This is a genomic window from Desulfonatronum thiodismutans, assembly GCF_000717475.1.
In the GTDB taxonomy this organism is placed as follows: Bacteria; Desulfobacterota; Desulfovibrionia; order Desulfovibrionales; family Desulfonatronaceae; genus Desulfonatronum; species Desulfonatronum thiodismutans.
Window position 1 is genome coordinate 153,410 of the sequence record NZ_JPIK01000005.1, and the last position, 19,182, is coordinate 172,591.

The 19,182-nt window shown below is 49.2% G+C and carries 17 protein-coding genes and 1 pseudogene; 10 read left to right on the forward strand and 8 right to left on the reverse strand.

Features of this window, described 5'->3' with window-relative positions; translation table 11 throughout:
* Window positions 1-22: 22 nt before the first annotated feature.
* Window positions 23-1,309: an O-antigen ligase family protein gene (locus GY33_RS0103995; protein WP_035271221.1), complete on the reverse strand. Its 1,287-nt coding sequence runs from the start codon at window positions 1,307-1,309 to the stop codon at window positions 23-25.
* A 904-nt stretch (window positions 1,310-2,213) separates the two neighbouring features.
* Between GY33_RS0103995 and GY33_RS0104000 the strand changes: the two genes are divergently transcribed.
* The 6 genes from GY33_RS0104000 (at window position 2,214) to GY33_RS0104025 (ending at window position 10,045) form a co-directional block, all read left to right on the forward strand.
* Entirely contained in the window at window positions 2,214-3,338 is a 1,125-nt protein-coding gene (locus GY33_RS0104000) for a glycosyltransferase (RefSeq protein WP_084184764.1), read from the forward strand.
* Window positions 3,339-3,350: 12 nt separating this feature from the next.
* Window positions 3,351-5,462, forward strand: coding sequence for a glycoside hydrolase domain-containing protein (locus GY33_RS0104010; RefSeq protein WP_084184765.1), 2,112 nt, complete (start codon window positions 3,351-3,353; stop codon window positions 5,460-5,462).
* A 183-nt stretch (window positions 5,463-5,645) separates the two neighbouring features.
* The gene (locus GY33_RS0104015; RefSeq protein WP_031386105.1) at window positions 5,646-6,764 is read left to right on the forward strand and encodes a glycosyltransferase family 4 protein; all 1,119 of its coding nucleotides are present in this window, start codon (window positions 5,646-5,648) and stop codon (window positions 6,762-6,764) included.
* A gap of 25 nt (window positions 6,765-6,789) precedes the next feature.
* On the forward strand, window positions 6,790-7,992 hold the full coding sequence (locus tag GY33_RS0104020; protein WP_161788437.1) for a glycosyltransferase family 4 protein: 1,203 nt from the start codon (window positions 6,790-6,792) through the stop codon (window positions 7,990-7,992).
* An 85-nt stretch (window positions 7,993-8,077) separates the two neighbouring features.
* Entirely contained in the window at window positions 8,078-8,848 is a 771-nt protein-coding gene (locus GY33_RS20870) for an acyltransferase family protein (protein WP_161788438.1), read from the forward strand.
* Window positions 8,849-8,878: 30 nt separating this feature from the next.
* Window positions 8,879-10,045 carry a glycosyltransferase family 2 protein gene (locus GY33_RS0104025; RefSeq protein WP_161788439.1) on the forward strand — a complete coding sequence of 389 codons (1,167 nt, stop codon included), beginning with the start codon at window positions 8,879-8,881 and terminating at the stop codon, window positions 10,043-10,045.
* Window positions 10,046-10,201: 156 nt separating this feature from the next.
* Here GY33_RS0104025 and GY33_RS21930 read toward each other — a convergent pair whose 3' ends face one another.
* The gene (locus tag GY33_RS21930; protein WP_031386108.1) at window positions 10,202-10,471 is read right to left on the reverse strand and encodes a type II toxin-antitoxin system RelE family toxin; all 270 of its coding nucleotides are present in this window, start codon (window positions 10,469-10,471) and stop codon (window positions 10,202-10,204) included.
* Window positions 10,472-10,473: 2 nt separating this feature from the next.
* Window positions 10,474-10,677: a hypothetical protein gene (locus tag GY33_RS0104035; protein ID WP_031386109.1), complete on the reverse strand. Its 204-nt coding sequence runs from the start codon at window positions 10,675-10,677 to the stop codon at window positions 10,474-10,476.
* Between the two features lie 117 nt (window positions 10,678-10,794).
* Here GY33_RS0104035 and GY33_RS21505 point away from each other — a divergent pair.
* A pseudogene (locus GY33_RS21505) lies at window positions 10,795-10,938 on the forward strand (ATP-binding protein); the annotation flags it as partial.
* Window positions 10,939-11,030: 92 nt separating this feature from the next.
* Here GY33_RS21505 and GY33_RS21780 read toward each other — a convergent pair.
* From GY33_RS21780 to GY33_RS21510, 4 genes are all read right to left on the reverse strand, one after another.
* The gene (locus tag GY33_RS21780; protein ID WP_268746622.1) at window positions 11,031-11,156 is read right to left on the reverse strand and encodes a hypothetical protein; all 126 of its coding nucleotides are present in this window, start codon (window positions 11,154-11,156) and stop codon (window positions 11,031-11,033) included.
* A 9-nt stretch (window positions 11,157-11,165) separates the two neighbouring features.
* Window positions 11,166-13,199 (reverse strand): DUF3160 domain-containing protein, encoded by a 2,034-nt coding sequence (locus GY33_RS0104045; RefSeq protein WP_031386110.1) that lies wholly within the window; start codon window positions 13,197-13,199, stop codon window positions 11,166-11,168.
* Window positions 13,200-13,621: 422 nt separating this feature from the next.
* On the reverse strand, window positions 13,622-14,575 hold the full coding sequence (locus GY33_RS0104050) for a PEP-CTERM sorting domain-containing protein (RefSeq protein WP_152555067.1): 954 nt from the start codon (window positions 14,573-14,575) through the stop codon (window positions 13,622-13,624).
* A 137-nt stretch (window positions 14,576-14,712) separates the two neighbouring features.
* Window positions 14,713-15,441, reverse strand: coding sequence for a PEP-CTERM sorting domain-containing protein (locus GY33_RS21510; RefSeq protein ID WP_031386112.1), 729 nt, complete (start codon window positions 15,439-15,441; stop codon window positions 14,713-14,715).
* Window positions 15,442-16,089: 648 nt separating this feature from the next.
* On the opposite strand from GY33_RS21510, the gene GY33_RS0104060 reads away from it, so the two are divergent.
* Window positions 16,090-16,902 (forward strand): PEP-CTERM sorting domain-containing protein, encoded by an 813-nt coding sequence (locus GY33_RS0104060; RefSeq protein ID WP_031386113.1) that lies wholly within the window; start codon window positions 16,090-16,092, stop codon window positions 16,900-16,902.
* 133 nt (window positions 16,903-17,035) lie between these two features.
* Here GY33_RS0104060 and GY33_RS20880 read toward each other — a convergent pair whose 3' ends face one another.
* On the reverse strand, window positions 17,036-17,314 hold the full coding sequence (locus GY33_RS20880) for a hypothetical protein (protein WP_152555068.1): 279 nt from the start codon (window positions 17,312-17,314) through the stop codon (window positions 17,036-17,038).
* A gap of 1 nt (window position 17,315) precedes the next feature.
* On the opposite strand from GY33_RS20880, the gene prsR reads away from it, so the two are divergent.
* Window positions 17,316-18,686, forward strand: a complete 1,371-nt coding sequence (prsR, locus tag GY33_RS0104065; protein ID WP_031386114.1) for a PEP-CTERM-box response regulator transcription factor — start codon at window positions 17,316-17,318, stop codon at window positions 18,684-18,686.
* 77 nt (window positions 18,687-18,763) lie between these two features.
* Window positions 18,764-19,141 (forward strand): PilZ domain-containing protein, encoded by a 378-nt coding sequence (locus GY33_RS0104070; RefSeq protein WP_031386115.1) that lies wholly within the window; start codon window positions 18,764-18,766, stop codon window positions 19,139-19,141.
* The last annotated feature ends 41 nt before the right edge of the window (window positions 19,142-19,182 follow it).

Genomic DNA, 19,182 nt, shown 5'->3' on the forward strand with positions numbered 1-19,182 from the left:
AATTGCGCGCAGTTCAACCGGCTCATTTTGCAACGCTCATTGTTTGGCGGTATTTCCTGAAAGGAGTCGCGACAGGCTCGGAGTGTCGCTCCCTTGTCGGAGCCTCTTGGGCGGCTAAATCCCCAAGAGCTAAAAGTCTCTCACGGATCATGGCGATACACAACACGAAATACAAGACAATGTGATACCCCCAGGACAAAAACATGCCACCTGCAAGAAAGCTGACCAATGAAAGCCTGATCCCCCTGCCAAGCCAATCAGTGTCATCCCGCGGCTTTGCCAGCCTGAATGCGGAAAACAGCATGCCCATGAAAACGAATAAACCTGGAAGTCCCAACTCAACAGCAACCTGGAGGAAGGAATTGTGCGCAGAGCTCCACTTCCCTCCTTCGTTGATTTGCCCTTCGGCAGTAGCGAAAGTAGAGACTCCTGTTCCGGTTATCCAATTGTCCTTGAACAAAATAATTCCGTTATTCCATATATCCAAGCGTCCGTGTTTCTCTGTTAAATTGTAATCTTCTTTGAGATTGAAAAGAGAATAAAAACGCTCCAACTTATCAGCCGGAACTGTCCACGTTACAAGCGCAAAGCCAACCCCAAGAACTACAAAAAAACGGAGTACCCCTTTGACACCGCGTGACATGCCCCATGCGGCCAAGGTGACAACGCATGCAATTAATCCTCCACGGGACTGGGTTAAAATGACAACGCCCCCCCCCATGAGAGCAAGTGCATAGAGGCACAACTTGTAAAAACGTGGAATGTAATTCATCGCTGGCAGAATGAGAGCTAAGATCATGACGAAAAACAACGCTGTATCGTTGGGGTCATAAGACCAATTCGCGGCTACCTGTCCACCAACATCGCGCGGGGCAGTATAACTAATAACAATCATGACAAAAAGAGTTAGCGAAATTCCAGTAAGACTGAATCTCAAATCTTCTTTTCGATTAATCTGGCAATTGAGTGCAAGCAAAAGAATTCCAAAATAAAGAATGAAATCAGTAGTATAGAAGAATGATTGTGATTTAAATATGCTAAAAAAAACACTAAAAAACATGATTCCCAGGAAAGCTGTGAACCAGCGAAATGTTCTGGAATGCCAAAACAGCGCCAGGCGCGATCTTCCAAGGCCTCCATTGAACAACACGGTTAAAAGCAATAAGAGGGTGGTCACGAGGACAAGCCGGAGGGGCCACAAAGCCGGAAATACTTCATGAACACGCCCGAGCATAAACAGGGGGGCAATAACAATAAGCTTATCAAGGAAGCCAGATCTACGTGTTGAGAGAGGGGCGTACACAGGCATTGGGCGGCCTTACGTAATTACAGGTTTTCACAAAAATTAATATACAGCAGCGAGCAACATATTTGCAAAATTCATTCCCACCTCATGCCAAGCTTATTCTTGCCGGAATTGGTGCTAGCGTTCACGGTTGATGTTGATTTTTTTTACTTATTCCGATGCGATGGCAAAATGTAGGCACTGGAATACCTTTAGGTCAAGGGGGGGGGCCTCACTGATTTTCAATCTGTTTACAGTTAATTGCCATGTTCAGGCATATAAAACGAGTTCTGGTTTTTGGTGCAAATTTTGCTAAAGAATATAGCATTTGGCACCAGTTGATCGAGCGAACGTAGCGCTTTTCTTTTTCTTTTCGTGTCATCTGGTGAGAATATCGAGGTATTCTGGCAAGTTTTACTTGAATGTAAAAAGTAAAGATGTATTCACCCCGCGTAGGACCATATGCTTCGCAAATTTTTACTGCGCTAGCAGGGCGACGGTGTTTCAATAGCTCGCTCATAGATGCGGAAGTTGATGTCCTAGGGTCAGGTTCAAGGTCATGAACATTATTATGCGTTAAGGTTCTTTTTTGTTGGAAATAGGATTGACACGTAAACTATAGTAATGCCCTGTGTCTCGCTTCACTCCTTTTATAGTAGAATATTTGCTAAACCCGACAAGGCAGGTCCAAATGAGGATAGCTATCTCAATGCCTTGACGAACTTAGCTTTTCGTGCTCCTTTTTAAATGTGGGTGACGGACGGGGATGCACCGGCGGGGAATCCGAACTGGGGTTGCGCATGATGACATACTGTTGTGTAAATCCCGCATCAAACGTCGTTGACCCGTATTTCAAGACAGCTTAACAATAATTTTAGAAGAAATGAATACAACTACACGTGCTAGTTGTTGAAAGGGTATACGCAAAATGTCTAAAATTAACATTCTTTTTATGTTGCCAAATTTTGATACTGGTGGCTCTGAGAAATTAGTCTTTGACATTATTTCAAATTTAGATAAATCACTGTTTAATCCCGTATTGTGTGTTTTTTTTTCAGGGACATATGAAAATCTAATCAGAAACACAAGTACTCCATTTTATATAATACATGATAAATTTGTTCGCTCAAAAATATCAACGATTGCATTTCTTCACAAAATTCTTAAAAATCATAGCATCGATATTGTCAACACTCATCATAGTAGTCCCATGATCCAAGGTTTGATCCCTTTTAAAATTTTCAATTCTGTTAAGTGGATACATACGGAACATTCTCGCTTAGATCGTATCCATAGCACGACGCCTATTGTTATTTTCCTCACTAAAATATTTTTGAAATACACTGACCATTTTGTTGGGATATCTAAAGGAGTTTGTGATTACTTCCAATATGAGTTAAAACAACCGCCGGAGCACATTTCATTGATTTTCAATGGTGTTCAAATCGAGCAATTTACTCCAAACGGGGATAGTCGATTAATGTATCGAAATTCTTTCGGTATTTGTGCCAACGATATTGTGCTAGGTCTGTTTGGGAATTTCAGAGAAGAGAAGAACCACCAATGTCTTATCAAGGCTTTAGATATATTAAAAAAAATGGGTCGCAAGGACATTAACGTCATATTTGCTGGAAATGGCCCTGAGTTTGACAAGATGAAGATGCTCACAAAATCTTTGGGTTTGGAGTCCAATATATATTTCCTTGGAACTCGCATGGACATCCCAGAACTTATGAACAGTATTGATATTTACTGTTTGCCATCATTGTTTGAAGGGTTGCCTTTCAGCGCGCTGGAAGCAATGGCTGCTCAAAAGCCAGTTATTGCATCAGATGTCGAGGGAAATAATGAACTTATTACGCACAATTTAAATGGATTTCTTTTTAAACCAAATGATTCAAATGCATTAGCAAGGGGGATACTTCAACTTGTGAATGATCATGAACTATGCAATCGTCTTGCACATGCAGGAAAGCAAAAAGCGTTTGAGTTCTCTTTTGAAACAATGATTGCAAAATATGAAAAACTTTTTATCAGTATATCAAAACAATAAAATGAGGTTTTTATGAAATATATAGTTTCATCAGTATCAATATTGTTAATTTTATTTTTTATGCATTTTGCTATTAGTTCTGAATCGTATACAGTCAGCAATGAATTAAACAAAATTCATAAAACCGAAAGCTATTATATTTGGGCGAACAATGGCGAAGATAAAGTAACCAAGGATGAATTAAGGCGCGCAAAAGGTTTGGACATCGTTAATTCAATCTGGGATGGGGAAAATGTATCGTTGTTTGGCGCAAAGAATGAAATTTTAGGTTTCAACCTTGTCATCGAAGCGCCTTTGTCTGATATTAAAAATGTCGATATACATTTTGATCGTTTGGACGGTCCTGCAGGACATGTAATCACCACAAAGCGTGTCGGGAAAGAAGACGTGTTCAATTTCACTGATCGGAATATTGAACTTTTTTATATCCGCTACCTCCAAATCAATGGTGTAGGACGTCTTCTTTACGAACCATCCTATGATGAGCGGCATGTTCCGGAAAGGCTTCGCTTGCCTTTCACCCTGCCCAAGGGAAGATCCTCTGGCCTTTTTGAAGAACGTCCTGATGCTTTCAAATTTTATCCTGATATAGCCGTCCCCATTGAGGCCATCGGCAATTTCAACATATCTGCCGGCACCAATCAAAGTATTTGGATTGATATTTATATTCCCAAAAATGCAGAACCAGGAATGTACACAGGACACCTAAAACTGACAGCAAATCTTCAGTCCCCCGGGGATGTTCAAAAGATACAGGCTGTTATTCCTGTTCAGCTAGTTGTATTGCCTTTTTCCTTGCCCGATGAACCCTCTGCAAAGACCATGGTTTACTACAGCGATGAAGACATCAATGATCGCTATATGGGGAAAAAATGGCCAGAATGGCACAAAGAAAATCCTGCAATTGTGGATTTTATGGAGAACGTCTGGTATAACCATCATAAAGTTGCCCAGCGTCACAAGGTATCCCTGATAGACGATGGAATGAAGCTCGATTACAAACAATTCAGTAACTGGAAGGACCCATATACGAAACGCTGGGTGGATGTCTTGAGCGGTAATGCCTTTTCATCAGAGAAAAACTATGACGGTCCAGGTAGTGACGTATCAAGTGGAGTATATTCCGTCGGGACATACGGTTCCTGGCGAGCGCGTATTTATTGGGACCAGAACGACCGAGAGGATATGTGGAAACGCAGTGACCAGGTTGTGAAATGGTTTGAGACTGTTTTACCAGAAGTTGAATTTTTCCTCTATCTCCTGGATGAGCCTCGAAGGGAGGCCTACGCGGATGTTGAGCGCTGGGCGCAGTGGATCAAGGAGAATCCTGGCCCAGGCAACAGATTGCAGACTATGACGACAACATCTCTTCCCAGGCTAGAGGAACACATGCCTTCCGTCGACATTGGATATACCATGTGGGGCGATGCGGCCGTGTGGCAGCCAATCATTGAACGGTACCAGAGACAAGGTAAGAAATATTGGGCCTATAATGGTTGGCGACCATCGACTGGCTCTTTTGCCACGGAGGATGACGGTGTTGCATTGCGTGTTGTTGGCTGGACACATTTCAAGCATAAGGTTGACCGTTGGTTTTTTTGGCAATCTACTCATTACAAAAACTCTTCGCACGTTGCACACGAAACCAATGTGTTCCAGTCCGCATGGACTTTTGGACGCCGAAATGGACATCAACTGCCAGGAAGTGAAGAATGGCACCCAACCTTGCATCCGAAATATGGAGAGACAGGACCCGGGTACAGCAATGGTGACGGCGTACTGTTCTATCCTGGAACTGAAACCCGGTTTCCAGGGGAAAGCTACGATCTTGATGGACCTATTGCCAGTTTACGCCTCAAGCACTGGCGAAGGGGATTGCAAGACTTCGAATACCTGACCATGGCCCGCCTGGTTGATCCACAGGCGGTTGATGCTTTAGTTGAAAGTATGATCCCAAAAGTCTTGTGGGAAATCGGGGTCACGGACCCGAAAGACCCTTCTTATGTGCATACGGACATCAGTTGGTCTACAAACCCAGATGATTGGGAGGCCGCACGGCGGAAACTCGCTGATATTATCCTTGATAACAGGCCTGAAATACTTTCTATTAAAGTTTTGCAATAATATGTTGATATCTTAATTAATTTATGAATTTTTTTTTCGTTGTAATATCACAGAAAGACTTTTTATGCCTTTTAACCTGTCCATGTGAGCAACATATTACTTTGATTCAATTGCACTTAATATTTGATTTTGTTTAGGCGAATCGTGGGTACCAGCTCAACATTTCTATTATTTGGATAAAGGATGAAAATTCTTCACCTTCGAAGCAGCAATGGCATATACGGTGCAGAGGGAGTCATTCTCACGCTTGTGCGTATGCAATCAAACTTAGGAATTGATTCAATAGTTTTGGGTATTCGGAACGCCAAAAACCCTCATGTTGAGTTCATTGAAAAGGGTGTAGACGAGGGACTCGATGGACGCAGTGTTGACTGCAAGTTTGCCCTAGATTTGAATGCCATTCATTCGATTCGGAATATTCTTCAACGTGAATCAGTTGATATTCTGCATTGCCACGACTACAAAGCTAACGTATTTGGTTTGTTGGCAAGTATAGGGCTTAAAATCAAGCGTGTAACCACCAACCACCTCTGGACAGGTGAAACATTTTCGCTTCGTCTATATGAGTTTTTTGATGGATTTTTTGCTAATTTTTTCAACAAGGTGGTTGCGGTTTCTGACGCGATTGCTGCTGATGCAGCCCGGTTTTGCATTTCACAACAGAAGGTTACAACTATCTATAACGGAATTGACACCGACGTATACCATCCGTGTACTGTACCTTGTTCCTCATTGCGGAATAAATTCAGTTTTTTGCCGGAATATTTCATTCTTGGAATGGTTGGGAGATTGGCGAGGCAAAAGGGTCATGTCTACCTTTTCCAGGCCTTGCAAGAGATCATCCCAATTCATCCTAATCTTCGCTTGGTGATCGCAGGAGATGGTCCACTCAGAGGAGAGCTTGAACAACAGATAACCGCAGCAGGCCTAGAAACCACGGTTATTTTCTGTGGTATTCAGACATCCATGCCGGAATTCTACACAATGCTCGATATTTTTGTGCTTCCCTCCATTGACGAGGGGTTGCCGCTTGTCCTTCTTGAGGCTATGTCCATGCAAAAACCGGTTATCGCTACTGATGTTGGTGCGGTGTCCCGGGTTATCGCAACTGACTCAAATGGCCTGCTTGTACCGTCCAAGGATACCAAAGCGCTTGTGTCGGCAATTCTTCAGCTTATGAATAACCCTAAAAAGTCTAAAATGCTCGCACAAAATGCCCGTCTAACAGTCGAAGAAAGATTTTCTTCAAGGGCCATGGCCCGCAACTACGAAAAACTCTATCACGAGGTTCTTGGTACATAGTTCGCTACAAATGGCCAGGTCAGACATGAACATTCTTTTTTATACAAGGGACATCCCCTACCCCATAACCAGCGGACATCACATCAGGACGTTTCATTATGTCAATGCACTGTTGCAAAATCATCACGTAGTTCTCGCAGCATACGGTGATAGAAAAGAAGAGCATGCTGGTATCTTATATTTTGAAAGTTCCGGCTGTGTGGTGTACCTCATAGGACCAAGAAAAAATTTCAACAGATGTCAGCGTATTCTTTCAATTTTTGGCACACTCCTCACAACCCTGCCTTATGCTGTCAAGATGCGAGAAGATACGTCAACTCGAGAAGCCTTGGCAGAGCTTGTTAAAAAAGAAAAATTTGACTTAGTAATCTGTGACGGTATTCACCTTGCCCCAAATCTCCCTGCGAATATTGGCTGTAAGACAATACTCGATGAGCATAACATTGAATCCATGCTTGTAAAGCGCTACGCGCTAACAGTAAACAACCCCATCAAGAAATTTGCAGCCTTTGCCGAACACCGTAAATTTGTACGTTTTGAACGCCGTACCTGGGACCAATTTAACGAGATCCATGTCTGCTCTGAAGTTGACCGTGATCATGTTCTACAGAGGGTGTCAAAACCTGCTGTTCGTGTTGTCCCCAATCCTGTGGACACAGAAAAACTTCAACCCCTCGAGATCACAAAGAAGCCTTTTTCGCTCATTTATACCGGTTTGATGGGCTGGAAGCCCAATGTAGACGCTGTAATATACTTCGTGAATTCCATTTATCCTCTAATCAAGCATGCAGTGCCTGAGGTTAACTTTACGATTGTCGGAAAAAATCCAACTCCTGCTGTGCAAAAATTGGGAAAAAAAGATCGTTCAATTTCTATTATTGGATATGTTGAGGATATATCAACTTACATACTTGAACATTCTGTATTTATTGTACCTCTGCGCATTGGGAGCGGAACACGACTTAAAATATTGGAAGCGATGGCCTTGGGGAAGGCAATTGTATCAACTACTGTAGGGTGTGAAGGGCTTGACGTTCACCACGGTAAGAACATTCTAATAGCAGATGATCCCAGGGATTTTTCTTCTGCTGTGGTTCATTTACTGCTTAACCATTTATTAAACGACCTTTTGGGGAAAAACGGAAGGTTACTCGTTGAGGGAAAATATAGTGTAAAAATAATGAAAGAGTCTCTCAACAACTATGTAGATACTTTTTCTACATCGTAGCTTGTTGTGATATTATAATTTTTTATATTAATGTTGTTAATTTATTTAATATTTACACTTACTGATGTGCACAAAATTATCTGAAGTGTCGAACTGCAAGCCAGTTTTTACACTTAGTTTATTACGTATAGTTGCTGCTGGATTAATTTTTTTATTTCATTTCCTTGGATTAAGTAATTTACCCACTTATAAACTTGATTATGTTGCCTTGACACTTTTCTTGTTTATATCTGGTTGGTTTTCTTTGGGAATTTTTAAAATACCATCTCATACTTGGTTATTTAAACGTCTAAAAAGAATTATGATACCTTACTGGGGTGTCATTGTGCCTGTTCTAATAGCTAACCGTATTGTTGATTATAAAGAAACAAGTATTTTTAGCGATTTGCTTGTATTTCTTGGATTAGGTCTCTTTGTTGACAATCCTGTGTATGTAATCAGTTGGTTTATAACGTTAATAGTTTATTACTATATCTTATTATTTATAATAGTTAATGCTAAATATGTTACATTGAGGTTGTCTATTATCATTTTGGGCTATTTTGCTGCGATTCTCATTTTTAATAGCCATTGGGCTTATTATTTTGGTTTTTTTATTGGATTAGCATCTCATATTATTATTAATAAATTTTCATTTAAATTCACAAATATATCATCAAGATTTTACGAAAGTGCGAATAGTTTCGTATTTAGCATTCAGAACTATTCTTATTCTTTTTTTCTTACACAAGGTGCTGCATTAATATTTACATTTAAAGTTCTCAATTTGGGAGGGGTTTCTTCGCTACTCGCATCCCTTACCTTAACTGGTATATTGACTTATATCCACCATAACTTATTAAAAAAAATTAGTTGAATTAAGCAAATGACACTTGCAGTATTTTTGTTGTCTTTTTTTCTTATTATCTACTGCTATTTTGCCTATCCGGTCCTGCTCTGGGTTTTCACCCGTGTTTATGCACGTCCCGTAATAAAATCACCCCTGCGGGCCGGAGTTTCCGTGGTCATTGCCGCATGGAATGAGCAGGACGTCATTGAGCGCAAACTGAACAACCTGTTTTCCCTGGAATATCCGTCGGAAGACTGCGAGATCCTGATCGGTTCGGACGGGTCAACGGACCAGACCAATGCGATGATTGAGCGGTTTGCGGCCAGTCCTGAAAACATGGACTCCGGGCAAGGCCGTAATCCCGTAATCCGGTTTTTCCCGTTTCAAGAGCGACGGGGCAAGATGGCCGTGCTGAATGAACTGGTGGGGGCAGCCCGCAACGACATACTTGTCTTCACCGACGCCCGGCAGGTTTTTGAACCGGATGCGGTGCGGCAACTGGTGGACAACTTCAGCGACCCGGCAGTGGGCTGCGTCAGCGGGGAGCTTGTGTTCAGGACCAAGGACGGGGCCACGGCCAGGGGCATCAACCTGTACTGGAACTATGAAAAATTCATGCGCCGCCTGGAGAGTGCCATCCATTCCATGCTCGGGGCCACCGGGGCCATCTATGCCATCCGGCGCAACCTCTTCACCCCGCTGCCCGCCAGCGCCGTGCTTGACGACATGATCACCCCGCTACGGATCATTGCCAGGGGCTATCGGGCCGTGTTCGACGGCACAGCCAGGGCGTACGACGAAGTCGCGGACAATCCCCGGGAAGAGTCCCGCAGAAAGGGCCGGACCCTGTACGGCAACTATCAGATCTTCTGGATGATGCCCCAGGTCTTCAACCCGTTCACCAGCCCCATTGCCCTGCAGATGTTCTCGCATAAGCTCTTGCGGGTCCTTGCGCCGCTCCTGCTGATAGCCGTCTTTGTCAGCAACATCCTCCTGGCCGGCGCACCCTTTTACGCAGTCCTGCTGATCCTGCAAGGCATTTTCTACGCCCTGGCCCTGCTCGGAGCCCTTACCCGTTCCCAAACCAGCGGCTGGGGCAAAGCCCTCTCCCGTATCGCGTACATCCCCTATGTATTCTGCCTGCTGAACTTCTCCGCCCTGGGCGGACTGGCCAAATTCCTCTCGTCCGGACAGAGCGTGCTTTGGGATAAGGCGAGGGATTGAAAGATTGGAGCGGAAAACATTTATGTTGGGATGCTGGGATGCTGGAATGCTGGGATGCTGGCCCCGGTTGAATCCTGCTTTGCAGGGATGCTTCTGCGTCATTCAACGGGGTAAAGATGCTGGGGGGCTGTGGGGTGTTTCGCGGGGGTTGGGGTGTCAAGGAAAGAGTCTGTAGATATCTTTGCGATGAAGAAAACGGATCAAATCAAGGCTCTCCTCAGTTTTCTTGAATCCCAGGCGATAGTCTCCGACTTTTATCCTGAAATACTGTGAATAACCTTTGAGTGGCTTTATATTAGGAATTCCGGCGAGATTTTCTGCATTTTTGAGAGTAGTGATGATATTCAAGATTTCCCTCTTTACGACCTGCTCTTCCTTCAGCTTGTCGATATCCTTGAGAAACCTCTTTGCGTACCGAACGTTCATAGTCAAAAACGGAGTTTTTCAAAAACGGCTTTTTCGGAAACATATTCTCCAGAATCGCCATCTTCAATGGCCAAACCGAATTTCATGTCCAAAATGGCTTCCTCAACCGCTTCCTCCAATAAATCCCGTCGTTCGCTCAGGACGCTGGCAAATGCCTCTTTCATCATGGCCGTCATTTCATGCCGGGAAATGTTGGTCAATTCCATGGTCTCTCCTCTTCTTTTCAGGACAATGAACCGCAATACTCGCCAACTGCCCCTCCATGTCCGCAATATGCTCCTTGTTCCCACGGAGTCAAGGCGCTGCTCGCCGGGATGGCGACAGCCATACTCGACCGGGTGCTGCACCACAGCCATGTGGTTACCATCCGCGGTGAGAGCTATCGGCTGCGAGAGAAACGACGTTCCGGCATGAAAACGGTGATGACTGCGCCACCATCAACCCAAAACCAGGGGGGTCAATTCTAACTGTCGCCAAGGGGTCAGTTTCTGATGTCGCTTGACACGGCGGACGGTTGCCGGGGTAAGGGGGCAGTGCTCTGCGGGCAATTTATCCAGCGTCAGCTGGGGGGCTGTTTCTGGGTCGCAATGGCCTGTGGCAGGCAGGTTGGCAGGTTCAGGAGCAGGATGGAGGGGGGGCGGATGGCGCAGGCAGTGGCCAGGGCAGGAATTTGGCCGATGGGCAAGCGGGAACATCACCTTGGTGAGGAAGTCGCCTTCTGAGCGACAAAGCTGGCGGACCAGTTCTGCAACGGTGGCACCTGGTCCCTTTGGAGCATCTCCCGCCACTGTTCGTTTGTCAGACGGCCGGCCATGGGCTGCTTGAACTCGTAATAGGAATAGACCGGGCCAGCCGCGATCCGCTCCCGGCCGTCGCGGACCATGCTGACGTACATCACGAAAGGCCGACCCACCCCCACCTGGAGCACCTGGCCCGAATTCGGGTCCGTGTGCACGTCGGCCACGACCGCGGCACCGTTGGCGGCCCGCGAGCTTTCATACTCCGCCTCGGGGGCCGGGAAGCTCGCGGCTGACTCCAGCAGGGACCCGATCATCCAGATGGTCTCGTATTCGTCGGGACTCAGCGCTTCCCCGGCAAGCTCCTTTTCGGCTGCGGCGGTCAGCACGGCCAGCAGTCCTGCGAACTCATCAAGCTTGCCGTGAACCTCCCGGGAGATTGCCCCGTGCCGGGCCGAATTGGTCCGGACCTTGTCCACCAGGGCGCGCACCCGTGCATAAAATTCCGGATAGGGCTCCACGTGGCTGAAAGTTCGCTCAACGGGTCGGGGCCGGCCCGTGCCCATTTCCGTGTAGCTCTGCTTGGCGTAGAGGATGGAGTCGTGCCGCAGCTCGGCCCAGGCACCCAGGGCCGTGTTCAGGGATTTTTTGGCCCACGCTTCGGATTGCATGAACCCGGGAGCGTTGCCGGGCACAGGCCCCAACAGGGGCGTCACGCAGCGCAGCCGGTCCCAGTACAGGGCGAACGGCCACCCGCTCCCCTGCCGGCTGAAGGCATTTTGCAGCATGCGCAATTGCTCGTCAAAGCCCACATAGTCGCCGTCGCCCTCGGCCCGGATGATCCGGGCGGCCAGGTCCGAGCCAAGGGCCGCCATGACGTCCAGGCCGCGCGGCAAACCCCTGATCGGCCCGCGCTGCGACATGACCAGGGTGAACGGCCGGGAAGCGCCCGTGTAGTCCATGACCCGGGGATAGACCAGCTGTTGCAGGATCCAGGCGTCCGGCGTGAAACGTTGCCCCAGAAAGCGCAAGGCCCGGACCCGCCCGGGGCCGCGGTTTGGCTCCTGTTCCGCATCAAGGCCAAGGGTCGAGAGGATCCCGGGCGGTCGCCCCCGCCGGATCTCCTCCATGTACGTCTCCAGTCTGGAGTCGTCGGCAAGATCGTCGTCGTCCGGAAGCCCGCCGAACACCGTGACCGCGGCCTTTCGATAGTCATGGACGTCCAGGTCGTCCGCCGGTCCGATGAGCAACACTATGGCCGCGTTGATTCTCTCCCAGGCCGCCAAGCCCGGGTCGGTTTCCGCGTCCGGCTGGTGCAGGGCCCTGACCATGAGCAGGGCCTGCCTGGTCAAGCGCCGGGCAAGGTCGTCCGTCACCCTAAGGGAACCTATGGGGCCGACGTAAAACCCAATCCGGCCGTACCACGTCATGGCCAGGAAATAGGAGCGGAGCGCTTTGCTTTGCGTGTAGCGCCCCCGGGGCGCGTACTGGCTGTAGTCCTCGAGGTAACCCAGGACCGGGGACGGCGCGAATCCCCGGCCGGCCAGGATAAGCTCGATCTCCTGCTCGACTAGGGATTCCAAGGCGGGCACAAGTTCCGAGGGAACCGCGGGCCGCAGGCCCAGCAGGCGCGCGGCCACGGAAAAGAACAGGACATTGGACCGCAGGGCCTGTCTGATCTTGTCATTCTCCGCGGCCTCATAATTCTGGATGGATCGCCGCAGCATAATTCCCGTCAGTTCCTTGAGATCGCCGATGACCTGGTCCGTCTCGACCAGATGCAGGAGCTGGTCAAAAATCCTGTGGGTGAAGTGGAGGATCGAGTCCGTGGTCGCCAGGATCGGGATGTTCTCCGTGCGCAGGGTTGCGTAGACCTCCTCCATGCTCTGTAAGGCCGCACCCGGCACAACCGCGAAACCGTTGGCATGCAGCATGGATGCGGTTCTATCTTTCAGGGGGTAAAACGGGTGACCGGACGTGGTATCGGACATGTTCGTTTCCGTCCTTCCTTCAAGGGTGTCTGCGGGGCTTGCCTGGAAAACTAACCAAGGACAGAAAAGTACTCGCAGGATATTTTAATGACATCGTCCTTATCCCGCCTCTCGGCGCAATGGCTTTCTGATGCAATACTTTAGGGAAGCAGGTTGAAAGGGCAATAAAAAAGGGGGCCACGGCCCCCCCCCCCCCCCNNTTCCGTACGGCGGGCGAAACCCTTTCCCCCCCCCCCCCCCCCCTTCCCCTTCCCCCCAAACCCCCGCTCCTAAGACGCGGCCTGAAACAGATCTCCCTCATCTACCTGGTGGGCGCCCCCCCCCCTCACCCCCCCCCGCCCCCCCCCCCGGGGGGGCCCGCACCCCCGCCCCCCCCCCCCCCCCTTTTTTTTTTTGTCCAACGAATTCAAGATGTTTCGTGGCTAATAATTCCGCCTGCCCGCCCTCACCCGCCATGCGACTGCAATAAGGCCGAAAGCCAGCAGAAGCATGGTGGACGGTTCCGGAATCGGTTGGCTCCAGTCAGGGTTGCGGTTGAGGCCGTAGATGTTTGTGATACTCCAATCGGAATAGCCAGAAAATACATTATATCCTTGCAACTGGCCGTTGGTAACACTGTAAGACTGGATCAGGTCTCCTCCTCTGACGTCAGAATCAGTTACCCAAATTTTGTTCATATCTGCATCCCAACCCCATACTGTTAGGAAGTGCCCAACGTTACCGGATTCAATACGAATGGAAATTCCTAAATTTGCGCGAATGAAATCTATGAGCCAATCGCTGGACCATTGATATGCAGCGTAGAAAGTATTGTTCGAGAGAGAATCATTCGATGAAGCATATGTTCCGAAGCTATACTGACCTTGATAAAAACCAGCATGTATATTCGATGAATCCAACTGTGACCAACCTGAAAAACCTTGCGGAGTATAAACTCCAGTGAACCACCACTCTACGGCATATCTTGGATTACCGGGGGCATTTGAAAAGTAGTCAATATAATGATCGAAAATTTGGTCAGCCGTGGTCATGCCACCCCACCAACCGGTCCAGGCCAGCAGGTTCGAGGCGGAAGCGGCCCAGCACATTAAACTATCGCCAGATGACGTCTTGTCGGCGTCGACCCAGCCTGAATTTTGGTTGACACCTGGCAGCCAGTACTGCGTCGCCCCGGAAAAGCCGGCCGAGCCGAGTAAAAGTAATAGTGCGCAGAAAAGGGTCAGGAGTCTCTTTCTCATAATATCCTCACTGGTAGGCAAGAGGTGTTGCTTGAGTCGTATGATGGTGCTGTTGAGCGTCAAATTTAGGCTCACAACGGTTCGGTTTAGCAGTCCGTTGAAAAACTCCCAATTGCTGCGTCGCTGCAAAAAGTTCAAACTCTCACGTATGAATAAATGCGCTTCGACCTTGAACTTTTTTTGCTCCTTGCACTTAGGGTTTTTGAACGGACTGCCGAATAAGGATTTTTCAACACTCAGTTAAATATGATTTCGATGCTCTCGCGCCCTCATGCCTAGGTGTTTTTTCTGCGACGGACGTATGCACCCAGGCCGAGCAGGCCCGCGCCGAGGAGCACGATGGTTCCTGGTTCAGGAACGGGAGTCGGCCCGCCGCCGGGCGCCTCAAAGGGATCACCAACCAGCTTCAGGCTGCCCTGGGCATTAAGTCCCACCCGCTGGAACCTGACGTACGTTGTTCCCGTCAATCCGCTGCCAATATCCTTCGGCTCAGCCAGGAAAGGGGCCTCGTCAAAGGTCATGGTCAGCACGGCCCTGGTCAGAAATGCGTTGGGGCCACTGTAGGAGAAACCAGCGGTACGCCAAAGGTCGGGGTTGTACAGGGCGTTATAATCGCCATTATTATTATGTGCCAAGTAGTCCAACGTTACGCCATTCTGGGATGTTCCCAGCTTCCAAATATCGCTCGGACTTCCACCGATGGTTTCCGACACGTAGTCCGTGGTAAACGCGGTCAAGGACCAGCTCTCAAGTGTCGGCAATGGGACGTTGCCCAGGTTGAAACCAAAACGCGTGATGGCTGAGATATTCAGTTCGTTGTTATTCGTTGTTGTCGGGGAGGTGTTGTCCAATGTCATGATCAGGGTGGTCCCGTTGATGGCAATGCCCATAACGGCGGAGCCTACACCGCCCTTGTCTTGGCCCCAAAAGTTGTACGTCAGGGCATGGGCGTTCAACGCCATGGCCATGATGAGGGAAACAGTAAGTATGGTTTTTCTGAGCATGATGAAAAGTCCTTATGATGGAAGGATATGCTGGGGCATTGCCAGGAGACAAGAATAGATAGAGTCTTATTGCAAGAATAAGACCAGAAAGTACATCGTCAGGTGGTGTATGCTGAAGAAATAAGCTCAGTTATTTTAAGTGCTAAGCCAGCTTTTTTTAGGTGTGGGCGTTTTTTTGCTTAGGAATTGAAAGCCGGAGATGTAAAAAAATACGACAAATCTGTGGCAAGATGTAAAGATATGCGACGAGATGCTGTTGTGGGCATGGCCCATTTGTCGGGCTTGGCTGGCGGTGAGTGCACCTGCCGCACCGGTTGGCCTTGGCGCTTCTCAGGGGGCGCAATGCAGGCAATGGCATTTGACGCCAAGGATAATGTCAGTGATCGGTTTGTCGGGAAGCTTTGCACTTTTGTCTGTTTCCAGTGCGGGATGAAAGGGTGTGCTTGGCAAGGGTGTGCTTGGCAATATTATTTAATTTCAATGTCTTGAGCCTGTATTTTTCGCGCGCATTTTCTTGGAGGCTGTTGGCCTTTTTTTTGCTAAGCACCTATAAGTTTGATTCGGAACGGTATAACATCTCGAATATCGAGAGTTCGCTGGGCTCACCCCGGAATCGTGGGGTGATAATATGATGAGGGAATAAGGATTATGCGCAAAAAAAACGTTTTGATGGTCATGGCCCTGGGCCTTTTCTTCATGGCTACGACGGCGCATGCGTCGTTGGTGACATTGGAGCTCTTTACAGATGCCAAGGTGCAGGCCGCCCTGGTCAATACAGGTTCATTCGATGGCTATTCTGAGGGAAGTTGGCATACAACCATAGGGCCATTTAATACTTTTGGGTTCATCACTCCATTTATGGAAATGAATATTCAAAGAAATTCATTTGATATTAAAATAACTACAAATTTTGCAGAAGGCGATCCCAATACATATCGAACTGAGCTTGGTGACATGTTTTTTGTCACGGAGTCTAGCGTCTTTGCTATTGCTATGAATTCTAATGGTGGTTTTTACTCTAACGTCACCCCACGCCACTCAACTGATGTATTTCCTGCCCAAGCAACAGCAGCTAACATTTCCAGCTATGCGTACGGGAACTTGTTTGGTTATGGAACTCTTGGTTCAGGGGAGACAATGGCTCCATACGTTCGAATCGATGAAGATGCCGATCTCATGAATAATACAAACTTTACAATGACTTCCCCAAAGCCATACACCTACACCATCTCAGGTGATTTCAATCTGCTTGCCGCCCTTGGCATGACTTCCATGGCCCAAACCTTTGACGTGGTTTTGGCCCCCACCTGCGCCAACTCCGTACTTTGGGCCAGGGCAAGCCTTACGTCCGATCCTCCTGGCGGAGGCGTCGTGCCTGAGCCCGGCACCATCGCGCTGCTTGGTCTTGGGCTGATCGGATTGTTCTTCGGCAGGAAGCGGTTCTTGAAAAAAATAGGCTGATCCGATTTTCCGGGAAAGCTGGACCGGGCTAAGAGTACGTTTCAGCACCCTAAAAAACGCCGTTGCACGGGTCGCCCGCCCATGCAGCGGCGTTTTTTTGTTGCGGATCGAAAGTTTGGCTTCGCCGCCCGCTTCACTCGACAGGCGGGACAAAAGCAAAGACGGGAAGTCTTTTGGGACGCGGACCGTTGCGGCCTAAAAACAGCCTCCAGCTGTCGCTGGTTTTTGCATGCCCGCAGGGTAAATGTTCCCATATGTCGAGTGAGCGCAGCAAACGGGCGGTTAAAGCCTCTTCTTTTTCAACCGAAGGGTACGGGCGGGTTGTAAACCCGGTATTGATGTCCTTTTTAAGACTGGATACCTTCGCAGCAGACTTTTTAACCGCGACCTTTTTCCCCGCCGGGCGAGACACGATGAATAAACTGCTTATTGTCGACGACAACCAGGATATCCGCAAACAGCTCAAATGGGGGCTGGGGCGGGATTACGAATTGGAACTGGCTGAAAACGCGGACCATGCCTTGGAGCTGTTCGGCCGGAGCAAGCCCGGCGTGGTCACCCTGGATCTGGGCCTGCCGCCTCATGAGGACAGTTCCGAGGAGGGCTTTCGCTGTTTAACGGAGATCCTCAAGTTGGCCCCGACGGCCAAAGTGATCGTGATCACGGGCAACGACGGTCAGGAGAACGCCCTCAAGGCCATCCAGTTGGGGGCTTACGACTTTTACCGCAAGCCCATTGACCTTGAAGAACTGCGGATCATCATCAAGCGGGCCTTTCACCTTGCCTCCCTGGAGGAGGAGAATCGCCGCCTGTTCAACGCTTCTTTGCCCGGCCTGGACGAGACTCTCGGCATTATCGGCCAGTGCCCGAAGATGCAGGAGGTCTTCTCCTCCATCCGCAAGGTGGCCGCATCCGACGTCTCGATCCTGATCACGGGAGAATCCGGGACCGGAAAGGAACTGGCGGCCAGGGCCATCCACGCCAAAAGCCCGCGCAGGACCGGCGCTTTTGTGGCCATCAATTGCGGGGCCATCCCTGAAAATCTTTTGGAAGCGGAGTTATTCGGTCATGAGAAAGGGGCGTTCACCGGCGCGCACGCCCGCAACCAGGGCAAGGTTGAATACGCTCACCAGGGGACTTTGTTCTTGGATGAAATCGGGGAGTTGCCCCTGAGCCTGCAAGTCAAGCTGTTGCGCTTTCTGCAGGAAAAAACGATCCAGCGCGTGGGTGGTCGCCAGGACATTCAGGTGGATGCCCGCATCCTTGCCGCAACGAACATCGACATCCACAAGGCCATGGCAACCGGCGCTTTCCGGGAAGATCTGTTCTATCGCATCGGCGTGGTAACCATCGACCTGCCGCCGCTCAGGGACCGGGATGAAGACGTCCTGATCCTGGCCAACCTTTTTTTGCGCAGGAGTTGCCGGGAGCAGAACCGCAAGACCGGCGGCTTCAGCCGGAACGCCATTGCCTCCTTGCGCGGCTATGAATGGCCGGGCAATGTCCGGGAGCTGGAAAACAAGGTCCAGCGGGCCGTGATCATGACCAATACCCCGCTGATCGAGCCGCAGGACCTGGGGTTTGAAAGCACGCCCACAACCAACGGCGGCTGGTCGCCTCCCCAGGCGGCCACTTTGCGGGAGGGACGCGAATTGGTGGAACGGCAAATGGTCCAAGCCGCCCTCGCGGAGCAGGCCGGGAACATCGCCCAGGCCGCCAAGGCCCTGGGTATTGCCAGGCCCACGATGTACGACCTGATGAAAAAGTACGACATTCAGGCCTGATCGGGGGGGCTGAAATCAGCACGCTTGCCGCGTGCTCCGAGAGAGCTGAGGAAACCGCATCCCTTCAGGAGGCCCTGATGCAAACTGTGCAAAAAAGACGATGGCTACGCTTTCTCCTGGACCTGGTTCAGGACAAGGTGGTCTGCTGTCTTCAGGTCAACAATGGCCCATGTATCGAGGCCGGGTTGCGCGATGTGAGCAGAAGGGGGGCCGGAATGCGTATTTTGAGCGACTACGATCAATTGACCAGGGGGGACATGGTTCTGTTCAAAACCATCTCCAAGAACGGCGATTTTTCGATCCTGCGTTGGCGCAGCGGCTGTGTCAGATGGGTCAAGCCGGACACCGGAGACTTCGGGTTGGAGTTTGACGAACCTTTGCCCTACTCAAAAATGAGCCGCAGGCTGCTCGACGCCCTGACCGAAGAATTGCGAGGCAAACTCGTCCTGGCGTGAGCGAGCGTTTCAAATCTTCAAGCGACGGCAGGTTCTGAACC

Bases quoted from the DNA above. Each gene is read 5' to 3' on its own strand.
- GY33_RS0103995 (WP_035271221.1), bottom strand. From the start codon at position 1,309: ATGCCTGTGTACGCCCCTCTCTCAACACGTAGATCTGGCTTCCTTGAT.
- prsR (WP_031386114.1), top strand. From the start codon at position 17,316: ATGAATAAACTGCTTATTGTCGACGACAACCAGGATATCCGCAAACAG.
- GY33_RS0104000 (WP_084184764.1), top strand. From the start codon at position 2,214: ATGTCTAAAATTAACATTCTTTTTATGTTGCCAAATTTTGATACTGGT.
- GY33_RS21510 (WP_031386112.1), bottom strand. From the start codon at position 15,441: ATGCTCAGAAAAACCATACTTACTGTTTCCCTCATCATGGCCATGGCG.
- GY33_RS0104010 (WP_084184765.1), top strand. From the start codon at position 3,351: ATGAAATATATAGTTTCATCAGTATCAATATTGTTAATTTTATTTTTT.
- GY33_RS0104015 (WP_031386105.1), top strand. From the start codon at position 5,646: ATGAAAATTCTTCACCTTCGAAGCAGCAATGGCATATACGGTGCAGAG.
- GY33_RS0104035 (WP_031386109.1), bottom strand. From the start codon at position 10,677: ATGGAATTGACCAACATTTCCCGGCATGAAATGACGGCCATGATGAAA.
- GY33_RS0104020 (WP_161788437.1), top strand. From the start codon at position 6,790: ATGAACATTCTTTTTTATACAAGGGACATCCCCTACCCCATAACCAGC.
- GY33_RS0104070 (WP_031386115.1), top strand. From the start codon at position 18,764: ATGCAAACTGTGCAAAAAAGACGATGGCTACGCTTTCTCCTGGACCTG.
- GY33_RS0104045 (WP_031386110.1), bottom strand. From the start codon at position 13,199: ATGTCCGATACCACGTCCGGTCACCCGTTTTACCCCCTGAAAGATAGA.
- GY33_RS0104060 (WP_031386113.1), top strand. From the start codon at position 16,090: ATGCGCAAAAAAAACGTTTTGATGGTCATGGCCCTGGGCCTTTTCTTC.
- GY33_RS21930 (WP_031386108.1), bottom strand. From the start codon at position 10,471: ATGAACGTTCGGTACGCAAAGAGGTTTCTCAAGGATATCGACAAGCTG.